We start from the raw sequence: 23,332 nt of genomic DNA on the forward strand, positions 1-23,332 counted from the left end.
TTGGAGAATGTTATGCTAGTAGATATATAGTTTGTGTAATTGTTTCTACATAGTAGAGAATTCTCGCTACCACTCGGCATGACCACAATAGTAACTGTCAAAAACACCTACTGGGATGGTCTATAACAGAGGATGATACATTGAAGATCTGGGGCATGGTGCTCGGAGGCTACCCCAGGGGCCGTTACGCCAGGTACGCCCTGAGAGATAAGGAGAGGGGATCCAAGAGACTATCCGAGGCAAATATCGACCTAGTAAAGGCGCACAGTGAAATTATAGGTGTCCAGAAAGCCGCTGGATTCCACTATGTAGTGGATGGAATGATAGACTGGCACGACATATTCCGTCCATTCGTTGAGTCCTGGAGGAACGTTGCGGTCGATGGTTTGCTACGCTACTTCGACAACAACTTCTTCTACAGGATCCCGGTATTCACGGGGGAACCTGATATAATCGAGCCTGTCTTAGCCAGGAGAGTTCTGGAATACGCTCTCCTGGCAGATCCCTCGAAGCTAAAGATAGTTGTCCCGGGGCCAGTCACCTTCACAAAGCTATCCAAGAACAGGAGTGGGTATTCCGATGCAGAGCTGGCTGAGAAGATAGCTTACGTGTTGAGGAGGGAGGTGGAATTAGCCCTGGAGGCCGGGGCTGGCATGGTCCAGATAGATGAGCCCTTCCTAGCCTCTATAGATGCAGATGTAGATGATGCTGCCCTGGCGGTCGACCTAGTCAACATGATCGTAGATGGCTTCGAGGACACATCGATACTCGCATTATACTTCGACGCGCCTCAACCCAGAGTCTATGAGAGGTTACTGGATGTACGGGCTAAGTATTTGATGATTGACGTCGCGGACGTTGGAGAGAGGGCTCTGAGCCTCTTAGAATCCAAGGGTCTCGGAGACCATACTCCTGTACTGGGCTTGATAGATGCCCGCAGGATCTATGATGATGACCCGGACAAGATTGTGTCTAGCGGAGAACGGGTCAAAAGGAGTTGTGATCCGGAGGAACTCGTTATAACAACTACCACTTGGATGGACCTCATACCATATAGATACAGTTTGAGGAAGACCTTCCTACTGGCCCATATCCTAGAGGAATACAGTAGGAGACTCGGCCACGAGCTGGTAAACATGTGGAGGTGACAAGGATGGAGTATAGGGTACCCGAGAAGTTCCCGACCACGGTCGTGGGTAGCTATCCTAAGCTGCCCCCGGCATCGAAGGCGTTGAAGTTGAAGAAGAAGGGTGAGGTTGGAAAGGAGGAGTTTAGAAGGCTTATTGAAGAGGCTATTAAGACCGTTGTGGAGGACCAGATATGGGCAGGCGTCGATATAATAAGTGACGGGGAGCAGAGCAGAGAAGACATGGTAGTCTACTTCGCAGAGATAATGGATGGTTATAAGACGGGTGAATGGGTCAAGATTTTCGACAACGTGTACTTCAGGAAACCCATCATAACGGGAAGGGTCCAGTGGACTAAGCCCATGACCCTCGACGACTGGGAAACAGCTTCTAAGTATGCGCAGGGACGCCCGGTAAAGGGTATCCTAACGGGTCCCTACACAATGCTTGAGTGGAGCTTCGACCTGTACTACGGTGACAGGTACAAAGCACTCATAGAACTCGCAAAGGCGCTCAGAAAGGAAATAGAAGCGTTAGTCAATGCCGGCGCCAAGTATATCCAAGTAGACGAACCAGCCCTCTCAACAAGACCCTGGAAAGAGGAAGCAGAGCTTTTAGGAGAAGCCCTGAGAGTCATGCTCAAAGGTATAGAGGCTAAGAAGATAGTACACATATGTTTCGGACGAATAGAGAAGGTGCTACCCTACATACTAGACTATCCCGTCGACCAGTTCGACCTCGAATTCAAAAACAGCGACTTCCGCCTACTACCCTATCTAAAGGAATACGGATTCGACAAGGAACTAGGCTATGGAGTGATAGACGTTCATACAACGCAGATAGAGACCGTCGAGGAAATAGTTGACTCTATAAACCAGCTAATGAAGTTGGGGATACTACCCCCAGAGAAGATCTACATAGACCCCGACTGTGGACTGAAAAGACTGCCCCGGGAGATAGCGAGGATGAAGCTCAAAAACATGGTAGAGGCTGCTAGGATTGCCAGGAGAGAGTGGTAACCAGATAGGAAAGCTACCCTACCCAGCACTAGCCAAGCTAGTCGCTTCGATAAGAGGCGTTAGATGGCCCTCCACAGTCATAGGACCAGGTCCCGGCGAAGACGCAGGCGTGGTAGACCTAGGGAACTGCTTCCTAGTATCACACGTAGACCCGATAACAGAGGCTGGATCCGGTATAGGTAGACTAGCAGTCGTTGTGTCTTCAAACGATGTTGCAGTAACCGGGGCTAGACCTCGATGGGCCCAGGTCCTCCTACTACTCCCAAAGGGATATTCTCTGAGTCTAGTCGAGGATCTAGCAGAAGAAATAGGTAGGGCGGCGGAGGAGCTAGGGATCGAGGTAATCGGGGGGCACACAGAATACACTCCCGGGTTAATGAAGCCGATAGTAGCGGTTTACGTGATGGGCTGCGCGTGTAAGAGATGCCTGGTGCCCACTGGTAATGCGCGGGATGGTGATTATGTGGTCCAGATCGGCTCTGCTGCTAGGGAGGGCGCTTCCATACTCGTCAGGGATTTCAGGGATCTACTGTTGCAGAGGGGGGTCAGCGAGGAAACTATAGAGAAGGCAGTCAGTCTGGGCGAGAGGCTTTCTATTATCAACGTAGCATTGAGCCTAGCTGAGAAGGGCCTGGTAAACTCCATGCATGATGCTACGGAGGGAGGGATACTTGGTAGTCTCGTGGAGCTTGCCCTGGCTTCCGGTAAATTGGTCGAGGTGTGGCGTAGCGAGATAATAGTCGAAGACGCAGTTAGATCGGTAACCTCTGCTCTTTCACTTGACCCCCTGAGACTCATAAGTAGTGGGACCCTCATAGCGGCGACCTCCAAGGGTAATCTAGACGATGTTATTGAGGAGGCCAGAACACACGGCTTCGAGGCTAGCGTGATAGGTCGCGTTAAGGAGGGTCCTCCCCGGGTCAGGCTAGTGGAAGACGGTCGGGTCGTAGAATTAAAGGAGCCGCCAGTCGACGAGATATCGAGGTTCTGGGTGTAGCAAGTTGAAGAAAAAGCGTGGAAGTGAACCGAGGAGAACACTCCAATGCGATAACCCACCATGTATACACGTGGTTTACGACGAGAGAAGACGTATCTATGCGATATTCATCGAGTTCGACGAGGAAAATATATTTCCTATCGAGGCGGAGATGCTAGAAGCCGCCTGTAGGGACTTGGCTAAGGCTAGGGGTATGGGGTTACGCGAGGCCAATCCCCAGGAGACAGATTTCTTGGCCGTAAAATACCTAAACGCTAGGCCGGTTGAGTAAAAAAGGTAGTGTTTATGTTTATTTAAACTCCTCGGGTAACGCGTCGATGAGCTTTTTAACGGCGGCGGCACTCTCTGCAAGCCCTTTCTTCTCCTCGTCGGTCAATGGTAGTTCTAGGATCCTCTCTATCCCGGACTTGCCCAGGACCAAGGGTACCTCAAGGACTATGTCGTTGAAGCCGTACTCGCCCTTCAGGTAGGCGCTCGCGATGAACGCCTTCTTTTGGTCCCTCTTTATGGACTCTACCATTACTGCTAGTCCTGCCCCGGGCCCGTAGTTGCTACTGTATCCTCTTAGCTCGGTTATGGTTGCTCCTGCTTTGACGGTCTGAGTCCTGATGTCCTCTATCTCCTCATCGGAGAGGAGCTCTGTTAACGGGACGCCCAGCACTGTTGAGAGACGTGGCACTGGGAACATGGCTTGGCCGTGCATTCCCAGCACGACTGGGACTATGCTGGCGGGGCTAACCTTGAGCTTCTTTGAAGCGTAGTATGCTAGCCGGCCAGCGTCTAGTACGCCGCTGAATCCAATAACTCTCTCCCTCGGGAAGCCTAGCTTCTTGTACATTACATAAGTCATCGCGTCGAGCGGGTTTGTTGTGAGCAGCACGATGCTGTTTGGCGCGTACTCTTTTATCTTCTCGGCTATGTCTGCTATCACTCCCGCGTTCTTGCTTAGCAACTCTTCTCTAGTCATTCCAGGCTTCCTTGGGAATCCAGCTGTTACGACGACCACGTCGCTGCCAGCCATGTCTTTGAAGTCGTTGGAACCACTTATGTCAACGCTTATGCCTAGGATCGATGCGGCGTGGCCTAGGTCTAGGGCTTCGCCCTGCGGCTTGTTTGGTATTATATCGATGAGGAGTATGTCATCGAGTTCCTTGAGCATCATGAAGGCAGCGGCGCTAGTACCGACTTTCCCGGCGCCTATAATGGTTATCACAGCAGTACACCTCGCGTCTCGTATAGAATGATGTAGTCGTCTGGGATAATACACGTTGCCACTAATCGTATATAATCCTTGATAGGGCCGAGGAAATATAGTGCGCTAGCCGGAGTGGAATAGGCTTCCTATCCCTGCCCTGGGCCTCTACTACAATCCTCCGTGCATCCTCGATAGAAGCCCGCCAGGCCACTATAAACAACTCGCCCAACGGGGTACAAATCCGCGTATAGTCGTCGACTAACCGAAGGATCCTCGATCTAACACTCCTTAGAGGAAGGCCGCTCGCCTCCAGACCCCTAGAGAGCCTACGATAGCTGGGCCTGTACGTATACACTACCACCACAGGGACCCGCCTAGCCCTATATAGGGTATCAGGAGATACCACGTTGAACCCGGCGATCGTAAGGCTATCCAAGAGTATAGCGTCAGCCATCCTCCCAGGAGAGACGACCGTCACGAGGTAAGATAATATAGCAGAAGCGTCAAGTCCATCCACGTGCACAGGTAGAAACGCCAGATCCTCTAACCCATCCTCGCTCGACCACGAGAGGCAAGTGGCAATCGTCACGCCCTCGCCAAGCTTCTTCACCACACCGTCATCGCAGGCTATCACCCTTACCAACTATCCGCTCCCTCAGCAATCCCCGGAGTTCCTCCAGGTCAAGGTCGTTCGAGAGGACGCCTATTATCGCCTGGGGATCGGCTGCTAATTCAATTATCCTAGTCTTCCCGTATCTACCCCTGCTAATGGTCCGCGTCCTCAGGATACCCAGCATATCCAACTCTGCTATAATTCCTGAGACCCTCCTAAAAGTCACCTCCTCTAACTGAGCCTCAGCCACAAGCCGTCTATACCCGTCGTAGACATCGCCGGTTGTGGCCCTCCTCCTCCCGCCTAGGGTCGCTATAGCTGCGGCAGCTAGCACTAGTTTCCCATGGAGGGGCAGGGTTTTAACAACCTCTGCAACCCTATCCTTCTCAATTTCCATCCGGGCGGTCATTACGTGTCTCTTCGTGACGATCTTATCTCCGCTCCTCTCGGCTATCTCTCCTGCAACCCTAAGTAGGTCTAGGGCTCTCCTCGCGTCTCCATGCTCTCTTGCGGCAAGCGCTGCGCATAGTGGGATGACATCGTCGTCGAGGACGCCTGGATAGAAGGCATCCCTGCTTCTATCTCTCAGTATATCCTCTAGTTGCTCGGCATTGTACGGTGGGAAGACTATCTCTTCCTCTCCCAGGCTACTCTTGACCCGTGGGTCTAAATTATCGATGAGTGTCGTGCTATTAGTTATCCCGATTAACGAGACCCTGGACCGGGATAGGTCCTCGTTGATCCTAGTCAGTTTATAAAGGAGGTCGTCTCCGTGTCTCCTAACCAGGAAGTCGATCTCGTCGAGGACGACTATGTAGACGCCCGGCCTTCTATTAAGCCTGTTAACCACACGCCGATAAACCTCTCCCACCGAGAGCCCTGTAAAGGGCACCCTCAGGCCTATCCCCTCGGCTATGTCAGCGATCACTCTATAGGGAGTGTCGCGGTGCCTCACGTTAACATACACGGGGATGACCCGGCTATCAGCTCTAGCGGATTTCTCCACTAGCTTCCTCAACACGAGCCTGGTAACAGCGGTCTTACCGGTCCCAGTTAGCCCGTAAATGAACACGTTGTTGGGCTTCTCCCCTCGCAGGCTAGGGGCGAGGACCATCGCTAAACGCTTGATCTCCTCGTCTCTATGAGGGAGGACGTCGGGGACGTAATCGGGCAGTAGCTTTTCCCTGTTCCTAAAGATCCTCGACTTCACCGCGGCTTCGAAGATATCGTCTATAACTCTACTCATCCCCTGGACCCCACGGCTCCACATGATCCATAGGAAGTAATGCCTATAGAGGGTATAATGGGGGTTAACCCGGTATTATAGTCCAGCGGGTAGCATAGCGGTAATCCAGAGACTTTAAAACCCCGGGCCGATAGATAGGTATTCACCGGACCCTAGAGGGGTTGGGCCGGTAGCTCAGCCTGGAAGAGCGCCCGGTTGGCATCCGGGAGGCCCCGGGTTCAAATCCCGGCCGGTCCACCATTCCCTCTTTCTCAGCCCAGGAGTGTATCCAGGATCAGCATCACGATGAATCCAGCAAAGAACGAGAGCGTAGCCTTATCCTCATGTCCACTCCTGTGGGTCTCGGGTAGTGCCTCGTGGCTGACAACATAGATCATTGCTCCTGCCCCGAACCCCATCATGTATGGGAGAAGTATTATCGAGTACTTGGAAAGTGCAGCCGCCGGGAGAGCTGTGAGGACCTCTGAGAAGCCGCTGAGCCATGCATAGAATATCCCCTTCCACGTGCTACCCGTCGATGCATAGACGGGGATACTAACGGCCAACCCCTCTGGTATGTCTTGGATTGCAATGGCCAGCCCGATGGTTACACCGTTTACTCCAGAGTAGCTGCTTGCGGCTCCGATCGAGAGCCCTTCCGGCAGGTTGTGTATTATTATAGCGAAGGCTACGAGCCATGCGGCCTTAAGCTTCCTAATCCCGGCTGCGGGTCCCTCATATCCCTTAACGAAGTGCTCGTGTGGAACGACCATGTTTATAACATGGATTACTAGAGCCCCGAGGGCCAAGCCCAAGAGCGGAGCCGTGACGCCGTAGGACTCGATAGAGGGAAGCAGGAGGCTTGTAAAGCTCGCTACAAGCATAACCCCCGAGCTGAATCCCAGTCCGAGGTCGATCAACAGAGAGAACCTGCGAGGGTCCCTCAAGTCGCCCGCAAACAATACTCCTAGGCCCCCCAAGGTGGTTAGCGCCATGGCTACAGATGACATATAAAGCGACAATCTTAGAGGGTCGCCTCCGCTTGCCGCTATAACCTGTTCTACCAGCGGACTAGCCACGCCCTACCGACACCCCCTCAACAGTATCAAGCTAGAGACCTAACACTTCAACCGTCTTATCCAACAATCTATAGTCAAGCAAGCAAATAGCCCTAACGCTCTCCGTAATAGCTCTTCCCAAATAGTAAAAGGCGCATCGTGCCCCGCACAGGAGGGGACCCTCTAGGAATCGACGAAGCGCCCGTTAGGTACACGGTAACACCTATTTCCCCACTCAGAGAAATATCTAGAGAATACGGTGCGGGGGTGCCCGAGCCTGGCCAAAGGGGGCGGGCTTAAGACCCGTTGGCGTAGGCCTGCGTGGGTTCGAATCCCACCCCCCGCACCATAGGAGTTCCTCTTCTCGTCCTGGCCCCATCGGGATCCTTGGATAGATCCTATCCCAGGCCTAACATAGCCGGTTATTCCCTGCGGGCTTATGATGAGGCCCAGCAAGTATAGCGTATAGAATCAAGAATCAAGAGCCAAGACCGGTTTCCATCTCTCGGGGGACGTGTTATTTCGCAAAGCGCCGCCGAACGGCGTGAAATATAGGGTCAACATTTAACCTGGTACCTAGCTATCCACTCCCCCAGCTTCGAGAAGGCTTTGAAGCGGTGTGAAACCCTGTTCTTCTCCTCAGGGCTCATCTCTGCATAGGTTTTCTCGTAGCCGTCCGGAATAAAGATCGGGTCGAACCCGAATCCATGGCTTCCACGGGCTTCCCAGGTTATAACGCCGCAGGCCTCCCCGGTAAATATCTTCTCTATGGGCGGGAGTATCAGGGTTGCTACTGTCTTAAAGCAGGCCCTCCGGTTACCCATCCCTTCTAAGAGCCTCAGTAGCCCCCAGTAGCCGATCTTCTTGTAGACGTAGCTACTATAGGGACCTGGGAACCCGTTTAGTGCATCTACGAAGAGACCGGAGTCGTCGACAACTAGGGGGACCCTCATTAGCTTGTAGGCGTGTCTCGCGGCGTATATCGCGATCTCTTCCAGGCTATTCGTCTGTATCTCCAGCTTCTCCCTCACAGGTGCCTGTTCTAGCCTAACCCCGTAACTCTTCAGTATGTCGTTTGCCTCCTCAAGCTTGTGTCTATTCCCAGTGACTAAGTATAGCTTACACGCCCCAGACACTCTTCCTCCTCTCCTCCACGTATCTGCCCCTCAAGCTAATCTCCCCGACTCTCTCCATGACCGGATCAGCAAGGCTCCCCATGACCTCTCGATAGCCCTCTAGGAAGGCCGTATAGACGCTTTCAGCGATCCTAGCGTGCGTGGCCTCTACCGCCCTCCTGAAAAGATGTAAGTCTACCGCCCTATCCTCTACGGCCTTGGAGAACTCGGACAATCCATAGTCTATCAACACTAGTTCGTCTCCTCTAACAATGTAGTTTGAGGTAGTGGGATCCCCATGGACTATGCCCGCAAGGTGTAGCCTCGCAAGCACCCTACCAGCCCGCACACCAGCCCAGGCCGGATCGACCGCACCCGCCCATAGAGCCTCCTTAAGCCTCGGCCCCTCTATATACTCCATCGCTATGAGGCCTATTGAAGGCAAGACCATGTAGAGACGTGGAGCCGATACCCCCGAGTCCAGGGCTACGGCTATAACCTTTGCCTCTCTAGCAGTCCTCACCCGCCTCAGCTTGTAGTCGAGCCTCGGATCCATGTAGGGTTTCTCGACTCTTATCTTGTAAACCGTCTTGAGGCCTGCGAGGGTCCCCCTACGTAACTCGGACTCGGCGCCTCTAGCCAGTAATACTGTGCTTCTGCGGACGTGGTCTAATACCCTCCTAGGGTCATAGGGTACCAAGGCACATCCACCCTATCAAGCCTCCACCGCTGTCTTACTACCGCGTCGACCGGCCTGAGCGGCCTAATCCCTGACTTGTAGGCTAGAAGCCCTGTTAACGCTATCATGACGCCATTATCGCCCGCATAGCGTGGAGGGATCCGGCGGAACTTGACCTCGTGGAGGATGGTCATCTTACTGGCTTTCTCGTTTAGCAATGCACTAGCGGCTACACCGCCTGTTAGAACGAACTCGCCCTTACCGGTATGAGCCAGGCCCCGTTCGGCCACTTCAATGACGCTTGAATACGAGATCTCCCGTAGAGTATAGCATACATCGGCTTTGTCTAACCCCCTCTCAACGGCTCTTATGGCAGCGGTGAGAAGTCCAGAAAAAGACACGTCCTGTCCCTTCACAACGTATGGAAGATCCTCTATGAAGCCGCCTTTTTCTGCGCATACATCGACCGCGTGCCGTCCCTGGACCACGTATGGCGGGGCAATGCCTATCTCCCGGGCAAAGGTGTCAAGGAGGTTTCCCAGCGCGATGTCGAGCGTTTCACCGAACACCCTGTATCTCCCATCAAGGTAGCTTACCACCATAGTGGTTCCTCCCGATACATAGAGGGCTAGGGGGTCCCTCAACCCGGTCAGGAAGCGTGCTATCTCGATATGAGCGACCCCGTGGTTGACCGGCACCAAGGGCTTCGAGTATTTAGAGGCGAGTGCTCTGGCCACGGTAGCTCCCACACGTAGAGCGGGCCCCATTCCGGGGCCCAGGGCTACGGCTATGGCATCGACGTCTCTCATTGTCACCCCAGCCTCTTCCAGAGCTGTTCTAACAGCTTCGCCGGCTACTGTAGAGAAGAACTGAGCTACCTCTCGGGGCAGGATGCCCCCCGACTTGGGTTTATAGTTCCTCCGTACATCCGAGAGGATGTATGGGGGCTTGCTGGCTACAATACCTACGCCGAAGGTGTGGGCGGTTGATTCGATCCCTAGAACTATAGCGTCGTCATCTCTTCCTTCCAACGAATTCCGTGTAGCCACAGTTGCCACAGTGCCACCTCTCCACAGGCTTGGTATGGTGTGCCATGAAGCTGCCACACCTGGGGCACTTCTTATTCTTCCTCTTTATGGTCCAGTTGTCATAGTCGACTTCATAGAGCTTCCATACCTGTACCTTCCTCTTGCCCATCTACATCACCTCGGCTGTTTACTCCTCCTCAAAGGGATTCACACCGCCATTCCGGTCTATAATGTATTGCGGCTCGAACTGGAGTGCTCGTTCAAGGGAGTCATATATGTGGACCTCGGCTTTCGACAAGCCAATGCCGTACTCGGATTCAATACTTCTAACGTAGACTCTCTGTATATCGACTCCCAGCTTCTCGGCGATCGACAACCGTACGTTTATCCTCATGGGAGTCGACTGGTGTTCATGGTGTACCAGGAGTTTGAGCTCCCTCCTCTTGATTAGAGGATTGTATTTATCCTCAAGTATCTCAGCCCACACCCCGTCGCCCAGGTCGATGCGCGTCAGTTGCCCACTCATATCCAACACCCAGGTTGTCGTTCCCCGGTTATGGAGGGGATAGACGGGTTAAAAGGATATATTCTCTCTATTAGATGAGGCTCGGCTTTAGCTCCAGGAACCTAGCCTGGGCTTCGCGGCCGATGGGGAGTGTCACGTTTATTATGGTGGCGCCTATGCCGGGAACGCCATAGACTACTGTGCCCTCCTTTTGTAGACAGGCGAGGGCGGGCAACGCCAGCATATCCTCCTCTCCGTCCACATTGATTACCCACTTGCCGGGATTCCTGGCTAGTCTACATATGGTTTGGATCGACTTTAAGGTGACGGTTCCCGGCGGATTCGATATACGGATTTGCGTATATCCCTCATACATGACGTCACGTACTTCCACCATTCTCCTTGTCTTTCCATCGACTACAAGCACAACGTGTTTTTTCCGTGTCACAGCGCAGTAACGCGATACAACGTCTCCGATACAGTATAAGGGTTCGTGGGCATCCTCAAGCAGCTCGACCAGGTCCCCCCTATATACTAATCCCCTGGGCCTAGAGAAGTCTCGCCTCGCGTCAGCCGGCAGTATAAACGCGGGTTCGGGCAATTATGCCTCCCTTCTCTTGACAACTCTCCCTGCAACCCTTATAGCGAAGATCCCAGGACTGTTTATATCTAGTTCTTTAGCTAGCTCGGAGGTTTCAGGGTTTATAATCACGATCATCCCCTCCCAGTTTGTCGTGAACTCGGTCGAGCCGCATACAGGACATACATTCGTCTCTCCCGTGACCAGCGCACCACATTTTTTGCAAGCCTTGAGTTTTGGCTTCTTGCTGGGAGCCCTACCCCTGGCCACTATGCTCCACCCTTTATCCACTCTTCCTTCCCGAGATAGGGTTGTCTCATGGTTAGACCAATCCTGATACCGTATCCTCGCCTGTCCTTGCCTATCTGTGTTATACGTGCCCTAACTATGTCGTTGATCTCTACTATACGGTGGGACTGCACGCCCCTGAAAGCCCTTCTCTCGGGGAGGAACTCGACTGGTTCATCCATGATCTGATTCCTAAAGACGAACCCGTCTAGGGGCCCGAGGTCGACGAATATGCCTATCTCCCTCGCCTCTCTAACAATGCCACGAACCACTTCCAGTAGAATAGGCTTAAAGACCAGCATCCGATACCTAACGACATAGTACACTTGGGCGTCACCTGGCAGAGGCAGGAGAACGCCTTCGCTCACAACCCGCGCATCCAAGACGGCTATTATAATTCCCCCAAGCTCTTGATCCAGTTTACCTTCGAGCTGCTCTCTCAGATGCGCCAATGCCGCCTTGTCGACGTCCTCGTCTGGACTGGTAAGCAGTCCTATCCACTCTTCGGCTTCCACTTCAACGTACAAGCCGCCCACCCATCAATTCCATGCGTATACCCGTCTAGCTCGTGTCTTGCATGATTCTTGGGCTGTAGGAAGTTGTATTTAAGGAGTTCTGAACAGAGGCGATAACTCTTGTCTAATACAGAGGAGCATTTTACGGGGGTAGCCATTCGACCTCCATTAGACCCTCGGTCTCTCTATAATAGAGCGTTGGTATGCCATGGCTCCTAAGCCTCTTCCTCAAGCCCTTATCGTTAGTTGCGACTACTATCCTATAGCCCTTATTCTTTAATTCGACGGCTGTTAGTAGGATCTCGTCGTCAACGTCACCTGCGTCCATGGTTTCCAAGACTATATGTTGTAACTTGTTGCTTGCCAATATGTCTAGAGCCCTCCTAGCTAGCTTCCTAGTCTTTAGCGACGGAGAGGATTCGGCCAGGCGCTCCAACTCCCTTACAACAGAACCAGGCACACCTAGAATGTAGAGGGTTTCAAGCGCCTCTCCTATAAGGTATTGTGTAATTAGGCCCGAGGCGAGACCGATTAGGATGTTCGTATCTACCATTACAATTACTCTCTGGCGAATCCCCAGCCTATCAGCCTCCATCTCCCATGGATCCTCCTACTGAATGCTACCCTAGCTCCATCCCAGGCTACAACGGGCCTCCGAAGCTTTGCTTCAAAGTAGTCCTTCGTCACGGATTGAAGCACACCCAACGTTATAGCTGTCCCCACGGTTATCATGAGCATCTCACCCTTCCTGAGGGGTTCGACTTTAACCTCCTCCTTCAGTCCAACGACCCTGTCAAGGAGCCTGTACTCCACGCGTATGGTATCTAGAACCGGCGGAAGCTTCCCTGGCTTGCCGACCGCGTTGCCAACGAGGTTATCCGCTTTGGTTACTGAGGGATCGAGCTCCGTTCCAATAGCAACTAACCCTCCAGGTTTGGCCTCCTCGACACTCACTCTGCCGAACTTCAGGCTTGTTATAGTAGAGTAGAGCGGTTCATAGACCATTCTGCCGCCGGGTTTCCTAACTGGGATACCCGGCAGTATCTCGATCTCGTCGCCGACCTTGAAGACACCGTGCGTTATCCCTCCACCTATGACACCGCCGACCAGTTGTTCTGGAGGGGTTCCAGGCTTATTCACGTCGAAGCTCCTGGCTATGAACATCAGTGGCGGCTTATCGAGCTCCCTCTCTGGCGTCGGTATATACGTCTCTATCGCCGCTAGCACCGCGTCTATGTTAGCCCTCTTCAACGCACTCACAGGTATAATAGGAGCTCCCTCGGCTATCGTGCCGTCTATAAAGCGTTTTATCTCGTTATAGCTCTCTCTCGCGCGCTCGGGGCTTACAACATCGACCTTATTCTGTACTATAATTATCTTGTCAACGCCTATGATTTCGAGAGCCACTAGATGCTCCCTAGTCTGTGGCTGCGGGCATGGCTCATTAGCCGCTACAACTAGTATAGCGCCGTCCATCAGGGCGGCTCCCGATAACATGGTAGCCATGAGTATCTCGTGGCCTGGAGCGTCTACATAGGACACCCGGCGCTTCAGCACGGGATTAGCGTTTGGATCGCACTCGCAGACTGGCTCCGGAGAGTATTTATCCGGGAAACTACACCCACTGCACTCCCATATCTCGCCGTCGGCATATCCCAGTTTAATCGTCATACCCCTTCGAATCTCCTCGCTATGCCTCATGGTCCATATACCGGTAAGCGCTTGAACTAGCGTGGTCTTGCCGTGATCCACATGGCCGACTACTCCTATGTTTACCTCAGGCTGTCTCTCGTTCTCTGTGCTCATAGCTTTTACCTCCCTTAGAGGGGTGTGATAGTATAGGAGGTATTAGGGGTTTAGCTGCTAGTCTCGTAATGTATGGCGACGTTTAACTGCGCCAGCACGGTCTTCCTCCTTTCTCCCCTCGGGTCCGGGATCATCCTGCCCCTGACGGTCTTCCTCCTCCTCTCCCCCTTCTCCCTGGGCTTAAAGCCTGGGGGCCCCGATAGTAGTATTTTCCTCTTGGCAGAGCCTGGGACTCCAGGATGCATGGGGAACCCGGTTGCGTCGCTTCCTCCCCTAATCTTTAGTCTTACACCAGGTAGGCCCACGATAGTGCCCTCGAAGATGTCGCCTATTTCGAGCCCGGCTAGTTTCTCGACTTGCTTCTGGGGGATGGCGATCTGCCATGCCTTAGCCCTGAAGGCCTCTGCATCGGCTTCCATGTTTCCTGCAAGCTCCCCCAGGAGCTCCAGATTGACGTGTACTTCGCCGTCGGGCACGTTATCGTCTATTATAACCTTGAAGGTTTCGTTGACTCTTCCATCCTCGGTCTTGAATCTAAGCGTTAACACGCCTATCTCGTCTAGCTCAAGCTCCTTAGCTAGCTTGGAATTGAGCTTTGCAGGAGGGAGTACTAGCCTCTCCTTTCTAACCCTGCCCTTCTCCTTCTCCCTTCTCATCTCTGGTTTAAGTTCGAGTTGTTCGTCCTCTATACCCTTCACCTTAACCTTGAGTATCTTCCTCCCACCTTTCGGGTCCGAGATCACTACTCTAAGTGGGGGTGCCTCTTCAGCCATACCCTATACACCTCCACGCCGGTCTACCCGGGGGAACCCGCTAACCCCCCGGGCGCCGACCAGCTCATCGCTGGTAAACGCCTCCACCACACACCTAATAACGTTTATCCAAGAGCTAGAATCCCGGGTGCCGCTGGAAATGGAGGCTAGAAGCGAGACAACGAAGGGGCCTAGGCTGAGGCAGCCAATAGTAACGGTGCTAGGCCATGTGGACCACGGCAAGACTAGTTTACTCGACAAGATCAGGAAGACGGCTGTAGCTGCGAGGGAGGCTGGCGGGATAACACAGCATATTGGGGCTAGCTTCGTCCCAGCCGAGGTCATCGAGAAGATAGCCGAGCCCCTGAAAAAAGTCATCCCAGTTAAACTAATCATACCAGGGCTCCTATTCATCGACACGCCAGGCCACGAACTCTTCTCAAACCTGAGACGCCGTGGAGGCAGCGTCGCCGACTTTGCAATAGTAGTCATAGACATAATGGAGGGCTTCCAACCTCAGACTTATGAGGCGGTCGAGCTTCTCAAGGAGAGAAGGGTGCCCTTCCTGGTAGCAGCCAACAAGATAGACCGCATACCAGGGTGGGAACCCCACCCAGGCGAGCCCTTCATATTCACTATCAAGAAGCAGAAGCCAGAGGTTCAGAGCCTGCTGGAGGAGAAGGTCTACGAGATCGTGGGTAAGCTCTACGAGCTCGGGTTGCCGGCGGAGCTCTTCACACGGATAAAAGACTTCACCAAGGCTATAGCCGTAGTCCCAGTGTCGGCCAGGACGGGAGAGGGGATACCAGAGCTCCTGGCAGTCCTCGCTGGACTGACACAGCAATACCTGCAGAGGAAGCTTAGATACGCTGAGGGACCCGCTAAGGGGGTTGTTCTTGAGGTAAAGGATCACCCGGGCCTTGGAAAGACCCTCGATGCAGTGATTTACGAGGGAGTTATTCGTGTGGGCGATACAATCGTGCTGGGTGGAAGGAATGGCCCGATCAAGACTACGGTTAGAGCGTTGCTCATGCCAAAGCCTCTCCAGGACATACGCGCTAGGGAAGCAAGGTTCACGAATGTCAACGAGGTCTACGCAGCGGCTGGCGTGAGAATTGCCGCTCCAGGACTCGATGAAGCTCTAGCCGGTTCACCCTTGTACGTTGCTGCTTCGGAGTCTGATGTAGAGAAGCTGATGAATGAGGTGAGACGGGAGCTTGAGGAGATCCGGATAAGGACCGATAAAGTGGGCGTGGTGGTTAAAGCCGACACGCTCGGGACGTTGGAGGCCCTTGTAGCTGCCCTCAAGAGGAGGAATATACCCGTTAGGATAGCTGATATAGGCCCAGTATCTAAGATCGACGTCATTGATGCCTCGATAACCAGGAAGGAGGACCCCTATCTAGGAGTCATACTGGCTTTCAACGTAAAGATTCTCCCTGAAGCGCTGGAAGAGGCTAAGAGGCTAGAGGTCAAGATCTTCCAGGACAATGTAATCTACAGGCTACTAGAGGAATACGAGAAGTGGGTCGTGGAGGAGAAGGAGAGGGAGCGGGCAAGGAAGCTGGCAGAACTAGTCAGGCCTGGAAGGTTTAGGATCCTGCCTGGATTCGTGTTTAGAAGGAGCGATCCAGCCATTGTGGGGGTAAAGGTGGAGGCCGGCATAATAAAGCCTGGCTATCCGGTTATGGATGAGAAAGGTAGACCCCTAGGCAGGATACTTGCTATCAGGGATCGCGATAGGAGCCTGCCAGAGGCTAGGTTGGGAATGGAGGTGGCTGTTTCGATCCAGGGGAGGATATTGATCGGCCGTCACGTCGATGAAGGGGATATATTGTATACTAACATTCCCGCGGAGCATGCAAGGAGGCTGGTAACCGAGTTTAGGGATCTACTCTCTAAGGACGAGCTTAGTGTATTGAAGGAGATCGCCGAGATTAAGAAGAAAGCGGGAGATACCGCATATGCTGGGGTGTTGATGAAGCTGAAGGCCATGAAGGCCTAGTACTCGGGGACTACTTCCTCACTCTTGAAAACGACTGGAAACTCCCTGTCGAAGCTCTCCTTGCTATCGCTGGCATGGACTATGTTGTTCTGGATCGATAGAGCGTAGTCGCCTCTAATTGTGCCTGGAGAGGCTTTTCTACCGTCAGTCGCTCCTATCATTAGCCTGACGACGCTGATAGCTTCATCGCCTTCGAGCACCATGGCAACGATAGGGCCGCTGGTTATGAAGTCCACGAGATCGTTGTAGAACGGCTTGTCTCTGTGTACGCTGTAGAACTCCTGTGCTTGTTCCCGGGTCATCCACAGCATTTTCAGAGCCCTTATCTTTAACCCCTTACGCTCGAATCTAGAAATCACTTCACCGATTAGCCCCCTCTTCACGCCGTCGGGCTTAACTAGCACTAGAGTCTTCTCGACAGCCATGGGTTCGCACCGAGTAATGCGCAGGTGGAATTACTTGGGTATAAAGGGGTTTCTCGGCGTCGGGGAGGTATTGTCTAGGCTAGTTTCTTCTTCATCTTCCTAATCCATTCGAGCCTGTCGGGTCTTCGTCTCAGCTTTAGGAAGCTCTTGTAACACTTGCTGCTGCAGAACCATAATACCTGCCCTCTCTTGGTAACGAACATTATCCCTGTGCCTGGCTCGATGGGCCTGCCGCAGTAATCGCAGGTTCTCAGTTTCGGCATCTTATCCACTCCCCGGATCCACAAGCGGTGGGAGAGGGAATTAATACCTTTAAGTCTCAACGATGGGTGCCTGATAGCAGGGTGTGTACGAATGTCGGCGGAGGAGAAGTCTAGCATAATAGAGGAGATCGGTTATCCAGCCGAGGTCATCCAGATTATTGGCAGGACTGGTGTTGCGGGCGAAGTTACCCAGGTGCGCGTTAGGATCCTTGAAGGTAGGGATAAGGGCAGGATTATAACCAGGAACGTGATGGGCGCTGTGAGACTAGGCGACATCCTGATCCTGAGGGAGACAGAGAGAGAGGCTAGAAGGCTGAGTAGGCGCAGGCGATAAGCCGCGGCTCAGCCTAGGAAGGTTATTTGTAGAGGGGAACTCTCCCATCGGATCTCAGCTAGTCTATAGTGTTCTAGGAGTCTCAGGTATCCGATCAGCGTCCTAGCGGGTACGTAGGCTTGGGGTTCGGGTTTTAACCCGTATACGTCTTTGAGCAGGTCGTTGAAGTTGGTTGTCCCCTTTGCTAGAGAAGCCACGACGCGGGCCATCCTCTTATTCTTCCTGTCGATAACAGTCGAGAAGTACTTTATCGTCTCTCCTCTATCAAGTAGGTTTCCGTGGCCCGGTGCCAGTGTTTCCCATTTCCCAGCATGTATCCTGTGTACTGTATGCATGTAGTCCCTGTAGTTTATGGTTGTAGGCGATTCGCCTAGAGTTGCGTTGTCTCCAACGAAAATGGTGCCGCCAATTACTATACAGTTGTGGTCGTCTGTATGCCCTGGGCATGGGAGGACTTCGAATTCTACTAGTTTCCTCAAAGGACACTCACTATATTCGAATACTATATTATTTTTTAATCCATCGATGATCTTTGAATACATGTCTAGTATAGATCTAAAGAATCCTGAGATGGGATCGGAACCCTCTCTAACAGATATGCCCATGGCCCTTAGGGGCCGTAAAACGCTTCTCTCAACGTTTCTTATCGAGGACAACATATCAATTGTTTCACGGCCAGCGCAGACGATCTTCTCCCTGAGACTTACAAGGCCTCTACTATGATCCCAGTGCCAATGAGTCAATAAAACACCTACAGCGTCATCTCCGGCCTCTAGGACTTCATGCGCTCCTGCGTCCACCAAGATCCTCGTGCCAGCGACATCTACTATGTAGTAGTTTGACGGTTTTGTCAAGGGAAACTCGTAGGTCTCTACTCTCTCTACAGAGTATCTCTCGGCCGTGCCAGGCTGCATAACCGCCACCAATAGCTACGGTAATTGTGTGTAGGATCTATAGATATTCTCCCGAAATATGTATAGCCGTGTTACACAGTACTTTATACCCGGCATAACTATCGGGATAACACGGGTGCACCGAGTGAATTTTGAATTCAGCGAAGACCAGAAACTGTTCCGCGAGGCTGTCAGGGAATTCCTCTCCAAGGAACTCCAACCCCTCTGGGACAAGATAGACGAAGATCATTGGATCCCGACCGAGCTGATCCATAAGATGGGCGAGCAAGGACTCTTCGCTATCCCGGTTCCCGAGGAATACGGGGGCCAGGGAGGCGACTTCACGACAGCAGCCATAGCCGTCGAGGAAATAGCGTATCACGACCCGTCAGTTGCGGTAGCAGTCTTCACCCTGCTAAACAACGCATGGCCCTTTATACTATACAGGTACGGCGATGATGAGATTAAACAAGAGATACTCCCCCTCGTGGGCCGTGGTAGGGGGTTCTTCGGCATAGCCTCCACAGAGCCACACGGCGGGAGCGACGTAGCTGGAACCAGGACTAGAGCTGATAGAAAAGGGGACAAGTACGTCGTCAACGGAGAGAAGATATTCATCAGTGGCGTCAGAGAGTCGATGAAGCAGCTCGATCTAGGCTCTTGGTTCCTTATAGCCAGAACGGGCCCCCAAGAAGCAGGGCATAAGGCGATATCGGCCCTAGCCTTCATAGGTAACAAGAATGGTAGTGTCCCCGAGGGCTTCGAGTACTCTATCCTAAACACGATCGGGAGGCATGGCATCTCAACGGGAATGTTAACTTTCAGGGACGTGGAGGTCCCAGCAAGATACCTGATCGGCGAAGAAAATAAGGGATTCTACTATGCGATGGAGGGCTTCACACTAGCTAGAATCCTAGTTGCGGCTGCAAACATAGGAGCCGGTAGGTGGGCTCTGGAGAGGATGGTTGAGTGGGCCAGGACTAGAGAATTATTCGGTGGTAGATCAATAGCCTCGTTCCAGGGAGTTAGCTTCCCTATAGCAGAGGTTGCAATGGAGCTTGAATCAGCTAGATTACTAGTCTACGAGGCAGCGTGGATGGCCGACAGGATATACATAAGGCGGGAGCCCGGGCTGAAGCCTAAGGATCTAAACTTCTACTCGGCTTCGGCGAAGCTCAAGGCGGTTCAAACGGGGTTCAAGGCCTTTGAGACTCTCATGACAGTTTATGGAGCCAACAGCTATGTGAAGGAGACGAATGTTGCTAGAGGTTTCCTAGGGCAGCTCTCATATGTGGTTGGAGCCGAGGGAGCACAGAACATCATGAGGTATATCATAGCAAGAGAGATTATCGGGAGGGAATACGTTAAGGGCTAGCATTGCCTGGCGAGCTCGTCTACTAGCTTTCTACATCTATTTAATTTCTCTCTGGCGACCTCGGACCCGTTTTCTGCAGCGTCGACCAGGGCTCTGGCCGCAATGCATGGTAGCTTATCCTTTGGGATCTTTATTATTACTCTCTCTAGGAACTCCGGGCCGACCTTTCGTGTCACTGTCCTTGTAAACGGTAGCGTGTCTTCCAAGACGGTTTGCTTGACATGTATTCCTTCACTGTTGACGACTATGCTATATTTCGGTGATATCTCTATTTCCACGTCGTAGTCTCCGGGGGGTGGTGCTATGCAGATAGCGAGTTCTATACCGTCTTTATTGTCACATGGGCAAGGCATCATATTATCTCCCGATCCTCTCGACGTATAACGTCAAGCCTTTTCTACTAATAACACGTACTTTCTCGCCCCTCTTGATCACGTCTCCACGGGCAGAGACCGCGGTCCAGATCTCTCCCTCTATGAGGACTTTTCCCTGGGGATCTAGATCCTCTAATACCTCGCCTGTGAGCCCGATTAGCGCCTCTGGCCCTATCTTCGCCCTGGAAGCCTGTAGTTGCGCGACCCTATAGGTTATGTAGCCTATGATTCCCGCGTAGACTACTGTGATAATTATAATGTGCTCAGCCGTGATTATGTCTTCCCTCTCTAGGAAGTAGAGGAATATGTAGACTAGGAATGTAGCTATTATTATCTCGTCTAGTAGAGCTATGACCGCTTCAACATACCGGCTAGCCATGTAGAGCACACCCGAGTCGTTGCAGGCTTATTTGCCCGCTGCGCCGATACTACCACCTCGTGGTGTTAACGAGCAGGGTTTATTTCCGGAGTGGTGCGTGAGGGTGACCGCGAAGAAACAGTGGCTTGAAAGTACTAAGGCCTCAAGCCTACTGGCTGTGTACTACGGGATAATAGACCTCCTGGAGAGGCTCTCCCTCGATGCAGAGTCGCCGCCTCAAGCCCTTGAGGTCGACGAGAGGCTCTTGGATAAAGAGTGGCTTGAAACCCGTATATCTGAGGGCCTAGTCACTGTTAGGGTCAGGCCCCCCTCTTCTGGGGTTTCGGAGAGATTAGATGATAGGGTTGAGCTAGCTAGCGGTGGGCCCGTGTCTATCGAGATCGTTCCCGATGAGGAAGTCTGGGGTGTAAGGCTGGGCTCTCTCTACGAGGCTCTCCCCAGCTTAGTTCTACGGACGGATGCTTCTCTCTATAAGAAGCTAGCCTTCGAGACTACTCGGAGCGGAATAGAATACATGGGAATCTATACTGTGAACGGCCTCTTAGCCGTGTTCGAGGGAGAGCATTATAGGGTCACCCTCCCTTTCGTCAAGTCCGTCGCCTCGGTGCACACCCATCCCGAGGGCTCGTGCTTGTTATCGCTGAAGGATGTCGAGTCGGGCCTGGATCTCCTCGTTGAAGGCGGGTTGTTTATCGCAGCTGTAACGACCTCTTGTGCGTTTGTAATGTATCGTCACGGTTTAGTCCTGGAGGACGACTTTTTCAGGGTTAAGGAGGCCTTGCTGAAAGCTAGAGGAAGAGGGTCCCTAGACTCTCTTAGGCTAGACAGTATTAGATTCTATAGCGTGGCCTATTAAAGGGGTGTGGATTATGGGTGTTGGCTCTATGTATGAAGTGATCGAGGCTCTCTCCAGCCTGAGCCGCACAGGCTGGATGTTGCGGGGAGTCCCAAGCGCCTTGGCGGAATCCGTTGCGGAGCATTCCTTTGCTTCCGCCGTTATAGCGTTTGAGCTCGCTGTTAGGCTCAGGGATAGGGGCGTCGAGATCGACCCCTATAGGGCTGCTCTAGTTGCATTAGTTCATGACGTGGGAGAGAGTGTTATAGGCGATATCGCTAAGACCGCTGGGATTGGCGATGCTAAAAGGGAGGCTGAGTTGAGGGCTGTGAAGACGCTGCCCTTCAGCAACGCTCTGAAGGAGCTTGTGATAGAGTTCGAGGAGAGTTCTAGTGTGGAGGCTCTCGTGGCACGTGTGAGCGAGTCCCTTGCCACTATTCTGAAGGCTAGGAGTTACGTTTCACTCGGATATACTAGGGTTAAGGAGATCGAGGATAATTTGAAGCGTTACGTGTCTAGTTTGCTACGGGATAGACTTGAGCTCAGGGATTTGATTAGGGAGGTTATTGCCGAGGCTCTCGGCTTAACCCTCTAGCCTCTTCATATACTCGATGGCTCTCGGCACTATCATATACCCCTTCTCTAGTATACCGAGCTCTCCCTTCTCACACTCCTTCTCGTTGAACCCCTTGTGTCCGGTTTCTATCCCGGGGTTGGAGAACATCAGCGGCACTGGGTCGTCACTATGCGCTTTCATGTACCATGGTGTTGCGTGGTCGCTGGTTACTATGATTAGCGTCTCCTCAGGGTTTATGCGGTTTAAGAAGCTCCTGAAGAAGAACCTGTCTATGTCCTCTATAGCCCTGACCTTCTCCTCTAGATCCCCATCGTGGCCTGGTTCGTCGGGCCCCTTAAGGTGTACATAGACCCCGCTATATTCCTCCAAGGCTTTAGCCGCTAGCTCAGCTTCTCTAGCGAGTAACTCGTTCCTCGGGATCTCTTGGGGGTCGACGCCCAGGTCCAGGTCCTTGAGCCCTAGGGCCCTTGCGATGCCGCGTTCCACGACCATCTCAACTATACTGGCCATTTCTATGCCATGTTTTTCTTTGAAGGGCTCAGCCGCTGGGAGACGGTCTCCAGCGTCTCGTAGTAGTATAGCGTTTGCCGGGGGTAATCCCCTCTCCCGCCTTCCCTGGTTTACTGGGTGTGTGTCTAGGATCTCTATCGCCCTCCTGGTGAACTCGTTGACCAGCTTAGCAGCCAGCACCGCTCCTGGATTGCTTGTGAGGGGCTTTGCCTCTTGAATGTAGGGTTCGAATTGCTTCCTTGCATGGCTTATCGGGCCCCTCCTCTCGTAGGCTGGATCGGTGTTTGTTATATCCGCCGAGAGCTTCATGGTCTCGTGTTTGATCACCAGGACCCCTCTGTGCCCTATGGTGGCCTTGAACAGCGCCTTAGCTCTACCCCCATCGAGATCCATACCGTCGACTGCCTCGGCCAGCAGTCTCGCCTCCCACGTGGTCAAGCTCCTACCAGTCCTCCTATCAATGATCCGGAGGGTCCTTGGATCTACCGTCGCAAAATTCGCTCTCAGGGCGAGCCAGCCCTCCCTAAAAGGTATACCGGCCCCAAGGGCCTCCAAAGGCCCCCTCCCAGTATAGTACCTCACAGGATCATAGCCCAACAAGCTCAAGACAGCAACATCACTCTCAGGAGCAACACCACGACCCACAGTATAAACCAACCCACAAACACTATGCCCCGCCAACCCATCAATCACAGGCTTAACAGCAACCTCCAAACTACAAGGCCCACCACCAAACCCATCACCAGCACCATCCAACACAACATAAGCCAACCTCACACCACAACACCAACCAACACAAAAGAAACAAACAACTACAAAAACACACACCAACAGGAGGAGAAGAGAAGAAACATGGCGGC

The 23,332-nt window shown here is 52.7% G+C and carries 30 protein-coding genes and 2 tRNA genes; 11 read left to right on the forward strand and 21 right to left on the reverse strand.

What is annotated here, in order from left to right; genetic code table 11:
• Window positions 1-140: 140 nt before the first annotated feature.
• Genes F7C38_03600 through F7C38_03615 form a run of 4 tightly spaced genes read left to right on the forward strand, consistent with a single transcriptional unit; the run spans window position 141 to window position 3,414 of the window.
• Window positions 141-1,148: a hypothetical protein gene (locus F7C38_03600; protein MCE4600631.1), complete on the forward strand. Its 1,008-nt coding sequence runs from the start codon at window positions 141-143 to the stop codon at window positions 1,146-1,148.
• 5 nt (window positions 1,149-1,153) lie between these two features.
• Window positions 1,154-2,146, forward strand: a complete 993-nt coding sequence (locus tag F7C38_03605) for a methionine synthase (GenBank protein MCE4600632.1) — start codon at window positions 1,154-1,156, stop codon at window positions 2,144-2,146.
• Window positions 2,127-3,143 carry an AIR synthase family protein gene (locus F7C38_03610; GenBank protein ID MCE4600633.1) on the forward strand — a complete coding sequence of 339 codons (1,017 nt, stop codon included), beginning with the start codon at window positions 2,127-2,129 and terminating at the stop codon, window positions 3,141-3,143. Before F7C38_03605 ends, F7C38_03610 begins: the two co-directional genes overlap by 20 nt.
• 4 nt (window positions 3,144-3,147) lie before the next feature.
• Complete coding sequence (locus F7C38_03615; protein ID MCE4600634.1) at window positions 3,148-3,414, forward strand: hypothetical protein; 267 nt, start codon at window positions 3,148-3,150, stop codon at window positions 3,412-3,414.
• 18 nt (window positions 3,415-3,432) lie between these two features.
• On the opposite strand, the gene F7C38_03620 is transcribed toward F7C38_03615, so the two are convergent.
• The 3 genes from F7C38_03620 to F7C38_03630 all read right to left on the reverse strand — a co-directional run bounded on the left by F7C38_03620 (window position 3,433) and on the right by F7C38_03630 (window position 6,197).
• A complete protein-coding gene (locus tag F7C38_03620) occupies window positions 3,433-4,356 on the reverse strand; it encodes a malate dehydrogenase (GenBank protein ID MCE4600635.1) in 924 nt (307 codons plus the stop codon).
• Window positions 4,357-4,417: 61 nt separating this feature from the next.
• Complete coding sequence (locus F7C38_03625; protein MCE4600636.1) at window positions 4,418-4,972, reverse strand: DUF99 family protein; 555 nt, start codon at window positions 4,970-4,972, stop codon at window positions 4,418-4,420.
• A complete protein-coding gene (locus F7C38_03630) occupies window positions 4,956-6,197 on the reverse strand; it encodes an orc1/cdc6 family replication initiation protein (GenBank protein ID MCE4600637.1) in 1,242 nt (413 codons plus the stop codon). The genes F7C38_03625 and F7C38_03630 overlap by 17 nt, the downstream gene beginning before the upstream one ends.
• 163 nt (window positions 6,198-6,360) lie before the next feature.
• Between F7C38_03630 and F7C38_03635 the strand changes: the two genes are divergently transcribed.
• Window positions 6,361-6,437 (forward strand) — tRNA-Ala (locus F7C38_03635).
• Between the two features lie 11 nt (window positions 6,438-6,448).
• Here F7C38_03635 and F7C38_03640 read toward each other — a convergent pair.
• Window positions 6,449-7,255 (reverse strand): ZIP family metal transporter, encoded by an 807-nt coding sequence (locus tag F7C38_03640; protein ID MCE4600638.1) that lies wholly within the window; start codon window positions 7,253-7,255, stop codon window positions 6,449-6,451.
• A 240-nt stretch (window positions 7,256-7,495) separates the two neighbouring features.
• On the opposite strand from F7C38_03640, the gene F7C38_03645 reads away from it, so the two are divergent.
• A tRNA-Leu gene (locus F7C38_03645) sits at window positions 7,496-7,583 on the forward strand.
• Window positions 7,584-7,791: 208 nt separating this feature from the next.
• On the opposite strand, the gene F7C38_03650 is transcribed toward F7C38_03645, so the two are convergent.
• The 11 genes from F7C38_03650 to F7C38_03700 all read right to left on the reverse strand — a co-directional run bounded on the left by F7C38_03650 (window position 7,792) and on the right by F7C38_03700 (window position 14,523).
• Window positions 7,792-8,370 carry an XTP/dITP diphosphatase gene (locus F7C38_03650; protein MCE4600639.1) on the reverse strand — a complete coding sequence of 193 codons (579 nt, stop codon included), beginning with the start codon at window positions 8,368-8,370 and terminating at the stop codon, window positions 7,792-7,794.
• On the reverse strand, window positions 8,354-9,049 hold the full coding sequence (locus F7C38_03655) for a Kae1-associated kinase Bud32 (GenBank protein MCE4600640.1): 696 nt from the start codon (window positions 9,047-9,049) through the stop codon (window positions 8,354-8,356). Before F7C38_03655 ends, F7C38_03650 begins: the two co-directional genes overlap by 17 nt.
• Window positions 9,019-10,059, reverse strand: a complete 1,041-nt coding sequence (gene kae1, locus F7C38_03660; protein ID MCE4600641.1) for a N(6)-L-threonylcarbamoyladenine synthase Kae1 — start codon at window positions 10,057-10,059, stop codon at window positions 9,019-9,021. Before kae1 ends, F7C38_03655 begins: the two co-directional genes overlap by 31 nt.
• On the reverse strand, window positions 10,043-10,225 hold the full coding sequence (locus tag F7C38_03665; protein MCE4600642.1) for a 30S ribosomal protein S27ae: 183 nt from the start codon (window positions 10,223-10,225) through the stop codon (window positions 10,043-10,045). The genes kae1 and F7C38_03665 overlap by 17 nt, the downstream gene beginning before the upstream one ends.
• A gap of 18 nt (window positions 10,226-10,243) precedes the next feature.
• Window positions 10,244-10,582, reverse strand: coding sequence for a 30S ribosomal protein S24e (locus F7C38_03670; GenBank protein MCE4600643.1), 339 nt, complete (start codon window positions 10,580-10,582; stop codon window positions 10,244-10,246).
• 70 nt (window positions 10,583-10,652) lie between these two features.
• Entirely contained in the window at window positions 10,653-11,162 is a 510-nt protein-coding gene (locus F7C38_03675) for a DUF359 domain-containing protein (protein ID MCE4600644.1), read from the reverse strand.
• Window positions 11,163-11,411 (reverse strand): DNA-directed RNA polymerase, subunit E'', encoded by a 249-nt coding sequence (locus tag F7C38_03680; protein MCE4600645.1) that lies wholly within the window; start codon window positions 11,409-11,411, stop codon window positions 11,163-11,165.
• Window positions 11,411-11,956 carry a DNA-directed RNA polymerase gene (locus F7C38_03685; GenBank protein MCE4600646.1) on the reverse strand — a complete coding sequence of 182 codons (546 nt, stop codon included), beginning with the start codon at window positions 11,954-11,956 and terminating at the stop codon, window positions 11,411-11,413. Before F7C38_03685 ends, F7C38_03680 begins: the two co-directional genes overlap by 1 nt.
• Window positions 11,957-12,086: 130 nt before the next feature.
• A complete protein-coding gene (locus F7C38_03690) occupies window positions 12,087-12,497 on the reverse strand; it encodes a PIN domain-containing protein (protein ID MCE4600647.1) in 411 nt (136 codons plus the stop codon).
• A gap of 5 nt (window positions 12,498-12,502) precedes the next feature.
• Window positions 12,503-13,750, reverse strand: coding sequence for a translation initiation factor IF-2 subunit gamma (gene eif2g, locus F7C38_03695; GenBank protein MCE4600648.1), 1,248 nt, complete (start codon window positions 13,748-13,750; stop codon window positions 12,503-12,505).
• A 50-nt stretch (window positions 13,751-13,800) separates the two neighbouring features.
• Entirely contained in the window at window positions 13,801-14,523 is a 723-nt protein-coding gene (locus F7C38_03700) for a 30S ribosomal protein S6e (protein MCE4600649.1), read from the reverse strand.
• 139 nt (window positions 14,524-14,662) lie between these two features.
• Here F7C38_03700 and infB point away from each other — a divergent pair, with 139 nt between their 5' ends.
• The gene (gene infB / locus F7C38_03705; GenBank protein ID MCE4600650.1) at window positions 14,663-16,507 is read left to right on the forward strand and encodes a translation initiation factor IF-2; all 1,845 of its coding nucleotides are present in this window, start codon (window positions 14,663-14,665) and stop codon (window positions 16,505-16,507) included.
• On the opposite strand, the gene ndk is transcribed toward infB, so the two are convergent.
• Both ndk and F7C38_03715 read right to left on the reverse strand, forming a co-directional pair.
• Window positions 16,504-16,932 carry a nucleoside-diphosphate kinase gene (gene ndk / locus F7C38_03710; protein ID MCE4600651.1) on the reverse strand — a complete coding sequence of 143 codons (429 nt, stop codon included), beginning with the start codon at window positions 16,930-16,932 and terminating at the stop codon, window positions 16,504-16,506. The two genes, infB and ndk, sit on opposite strands and share 4 nt — an antisense overlap.
• Window positions 16,933-17,006: 74 nt before the next feature.
• The gene (locus F7C38_03715; GenBank protein MCE4600652.1) at window positions 17,007-17,195 is read right to left on the reverse strand and encodes a 50S ribosomal protein L24e; all 189 of its coding nucleotides are present in this window, start codon (window positions 17,193-17,195) and stop codon (window positions 17,007-17,009) included.
• 91 nt (window positions 17,196-17,286) lie between these two features.
• Here F7C38_03715 and F7C38_03720 point away from each other — a divergent pair, with 91 nt between their 5' ends.
• The gene (locus F7C38_03720; GenBank protein MCE4600653.1) at window positions 17,287-17,529 is read left to right on the forward strand and encodes a 30S ribosomal protein S28e; all 243 of its coding nucleotides are present in this window, start codon (window positions 17,287-17,289) and stop codon (window positions 17,527-17,529) included.
• A gap of 8 nt (window positions 17,530-17,537) precedes the next feature.
• Here F7C38_03720 and F7C38_03725 read toward each other — a convergent pair whose 3' ends face one another.
• A complete protein-coding gene (locus F7C38_03725; GenBank protein MCE4600654.1) occupies window positions 17,538-18,443 on the reverse strand; it encodes an MBL fold metallo-hydrolase in 906 nt (301 codons plus the stop codon).
• 124 nt (window positions 18,444-18,567) lie between these two features.
• On the opposite strand from F7C38_03725, the gene F7C38_03730 reads away from it, so the two are divergent.
• Window positions 18,568-19,797: an acyl-CoA/acyl-ACP dehydrogenase gene (locus tag F7C38_03730; protein ID MCE4600655.1), complete on the forward strand. Its 1,230-nt coding sequence runs from the start codon at window positions 18,568-18,570 to the stop codon at window positions 19,795-19,797.
• Here F7C38_03730 and F7C38_03735 read toward each other — a convergent pair.
• Both F7C38_03735 and F7C38_03740 read right to left on the reverse strand, forming a co-directional pair.
• The gene (locus F7C38_03735; protein ID MCE4600656.1) at window positions 19,794-20,150 is read right to left on the reverse strand and encodes a hypothetical protein; all 357 of its coding nucleotides are present in this window, start codon (window positions 20,148-20,150) and stop codon (window positions 19,794-19,796) included. The two genes, F7C38_03730 and F7C38_03735, sit on opposite strands and share 4 nt — an antisense overlap.
• A gap of 4 nt (window positions 20,151-20,154) precedes the next feature.
• Window positions 20,155-20,550, reverse strand: a complete 396-nt coding sequence (locus F7C38_03740; protein ID MCE4600657.1) for a hypothetical protein — start codon at window positions 20,548-20,550, stop codon at window positions 20,155-20,157.
• A gap of 103 nt (window positions 20,551-20,653) precedes the next feature.
• Between F7C38_03740 and F7C38_03745 the strand changes: the two genes are divergently transcribed.
• Both F7C38_03745 and F7C38_03750 read left to right on the forward strand, forming a co-directional pair.
• Entirely contained in the window at window positions 20,654-21,406 is a 753-nt protein-coding gene (locus F7C38_03745) for a hypothetical protein (GenBank protein ID MCE4600658.1), read from the forward strand.
• 28 nt (window positions 21,407-21,434) lie between these two features.
• Window positions 21,435-21,980, forward strand: coding sequence for an HD family hydrolase (locus F7C38_03750; protein MCE4600659.1), 546 nt, complete (start codon window positions 21,435-21,437; stop codon window positions 21,978-21,980).
• On the opposite strand, the gene F7C38_03755 is transcribed toward F7C38_03750, so the two are convergent.
• Window positions 21,969-23,300: an alkaline phosphatase family protein gene (locus tag F7C38_03755; protein MCE4600660.1), complete on the reverse strand. Its 1,332-nt coding sequence runs from the start codon at window positions 23,298-23,300 to the stop codon at window positions 21,969-21,971. The two genes, F7C38_03750 and F7C38_03755, sit on opposite strands and share 12 nt — an antisense overlap.
• Window positions 23,301-23,332 lie beyond the last annotated feature (32 nt).

This window comes from Candidatus Thermodiscus eudorianus (assembly GCA_015521085.1).
GTDB classification, from domain to species: Archaea; Thermoproteota; Thermoprotei_A; order Sulfolobales; family Acidilobaceae; genus Thermodiscus; species Thermodiscus eudorianus.

What these genes read in the sequence shown, in the direction of transcription:
- F7C38_03605 (MCE4600632.1), top strand. Translation starts at nt 1,154, where the DNA reads ATGGAGTATAGGGTACCCGAGAAGTTCCCGACCACGGTCGTGGGTAGC.
- F7C38_03630 (MCE4600637.1), bottom strand. Translation starts at nt 6,197, where the DNA reads ATGAGTAGAGTTATAGACGATATCTTCGAAGCCGCGGTGAAGTCGAGG.
- F7C38_03665 (MCE4600642.1), bottom strand. Translation starts at nt 10,225, where the DNA reads ATGGGCAAGAGGAAGGTACAGGTATGGAAGCTCTATGAAGTCGACTAT.
- F7C38_03670 (MCE4600643.1), bottom strand. Translation starts at nt 10,582, where the DNA reads ATGAGTGGGCAACTGACGCGCATCGACCTGGGCGACGGGGTGTGGGCT.
- F7C38_03690 (MCE4600647.1), bottom strand. Translation starts at nt 12,497, where the DNA reads ATGGTAGATACGAACATCCTAATCGGTCTCGCCTCGGGCCTAATTACA.
- eif2g (MCE4600648.1), bottom strand. Translation starts at nt 13,750, where the DNA reads ATGAGCACAGAGAACGAGAGACAGCCTGAGGTAAACATAGGAGTAGTC.
- F7C38_03700 (MCE4600649.1), bottom strand. Translation starts at nt 14,523, where the DNA reads ATGGCTGAAGAGGCACCCCCACTTAGAGTAGTGATCTCGGACCCGAAA.
- infB (MCE4600650.1), top strand. Translation starts at nt 14,663, where the DNA reads ATGGAGGCTAGAAGCGAGACAACGAAGGGGCCTAGGCTGAGGCAGCCA.
- ndk (MCE4600651.1), bottom strand. Translation starts at nt 16,932, where the DNA reads ATGGCTGTCGAGAAGACTCTAGTGCTAGTTAAGCCCGACGGCGTGAAG.
- F7C38_03715 (MCE4600652.1), bottom strand. Translation starts at nt 17,195, where the DNA reads ATGCCGAAACTGAGAACCTGCGATTACTGCGGCAGGCCCATCGAGCCA.
- F7C38_03720 (MCE4600653.1), top strand. Translation starts at nt 17,287, where the DNA reads ATGTCGGCGGAGGAGAAGTCTAGCATAATAGAGGAGATCGGTTATCCA.
- F7C38_03725 (MCE4600654.1), bottom strand. Translation starts at nt 18,443, where the DNA reads ATGCAGCCTGGCACGGCCGAGAGATACTCTGTAGAGAGAGTAGAGACC.
- F7C38_03735 (MCE4600656.1), bottom strand. Translation starts at nt 20,150, where the DNA reads ATGCCTTGCCCATGTGACAATAAAGACGGTATAGAACTCGCTATCTGC.
- F7C38_03740 (MCE4600657.1), bottom strand. Translation starts at nt 20,550, where the DNA reads ATGGCTAGCCGGTATGTTGAAGCGGTCATAGCTCTACTAGACGAGATA.
- F7C38_03750 (MCE4600659.1), top strand. Translation starts at nt 21,435, where the DNA reads ATGTATGAAGTGATCGAGGCTCTCTCCAGCCTGAGCCGCACAGGCTGG.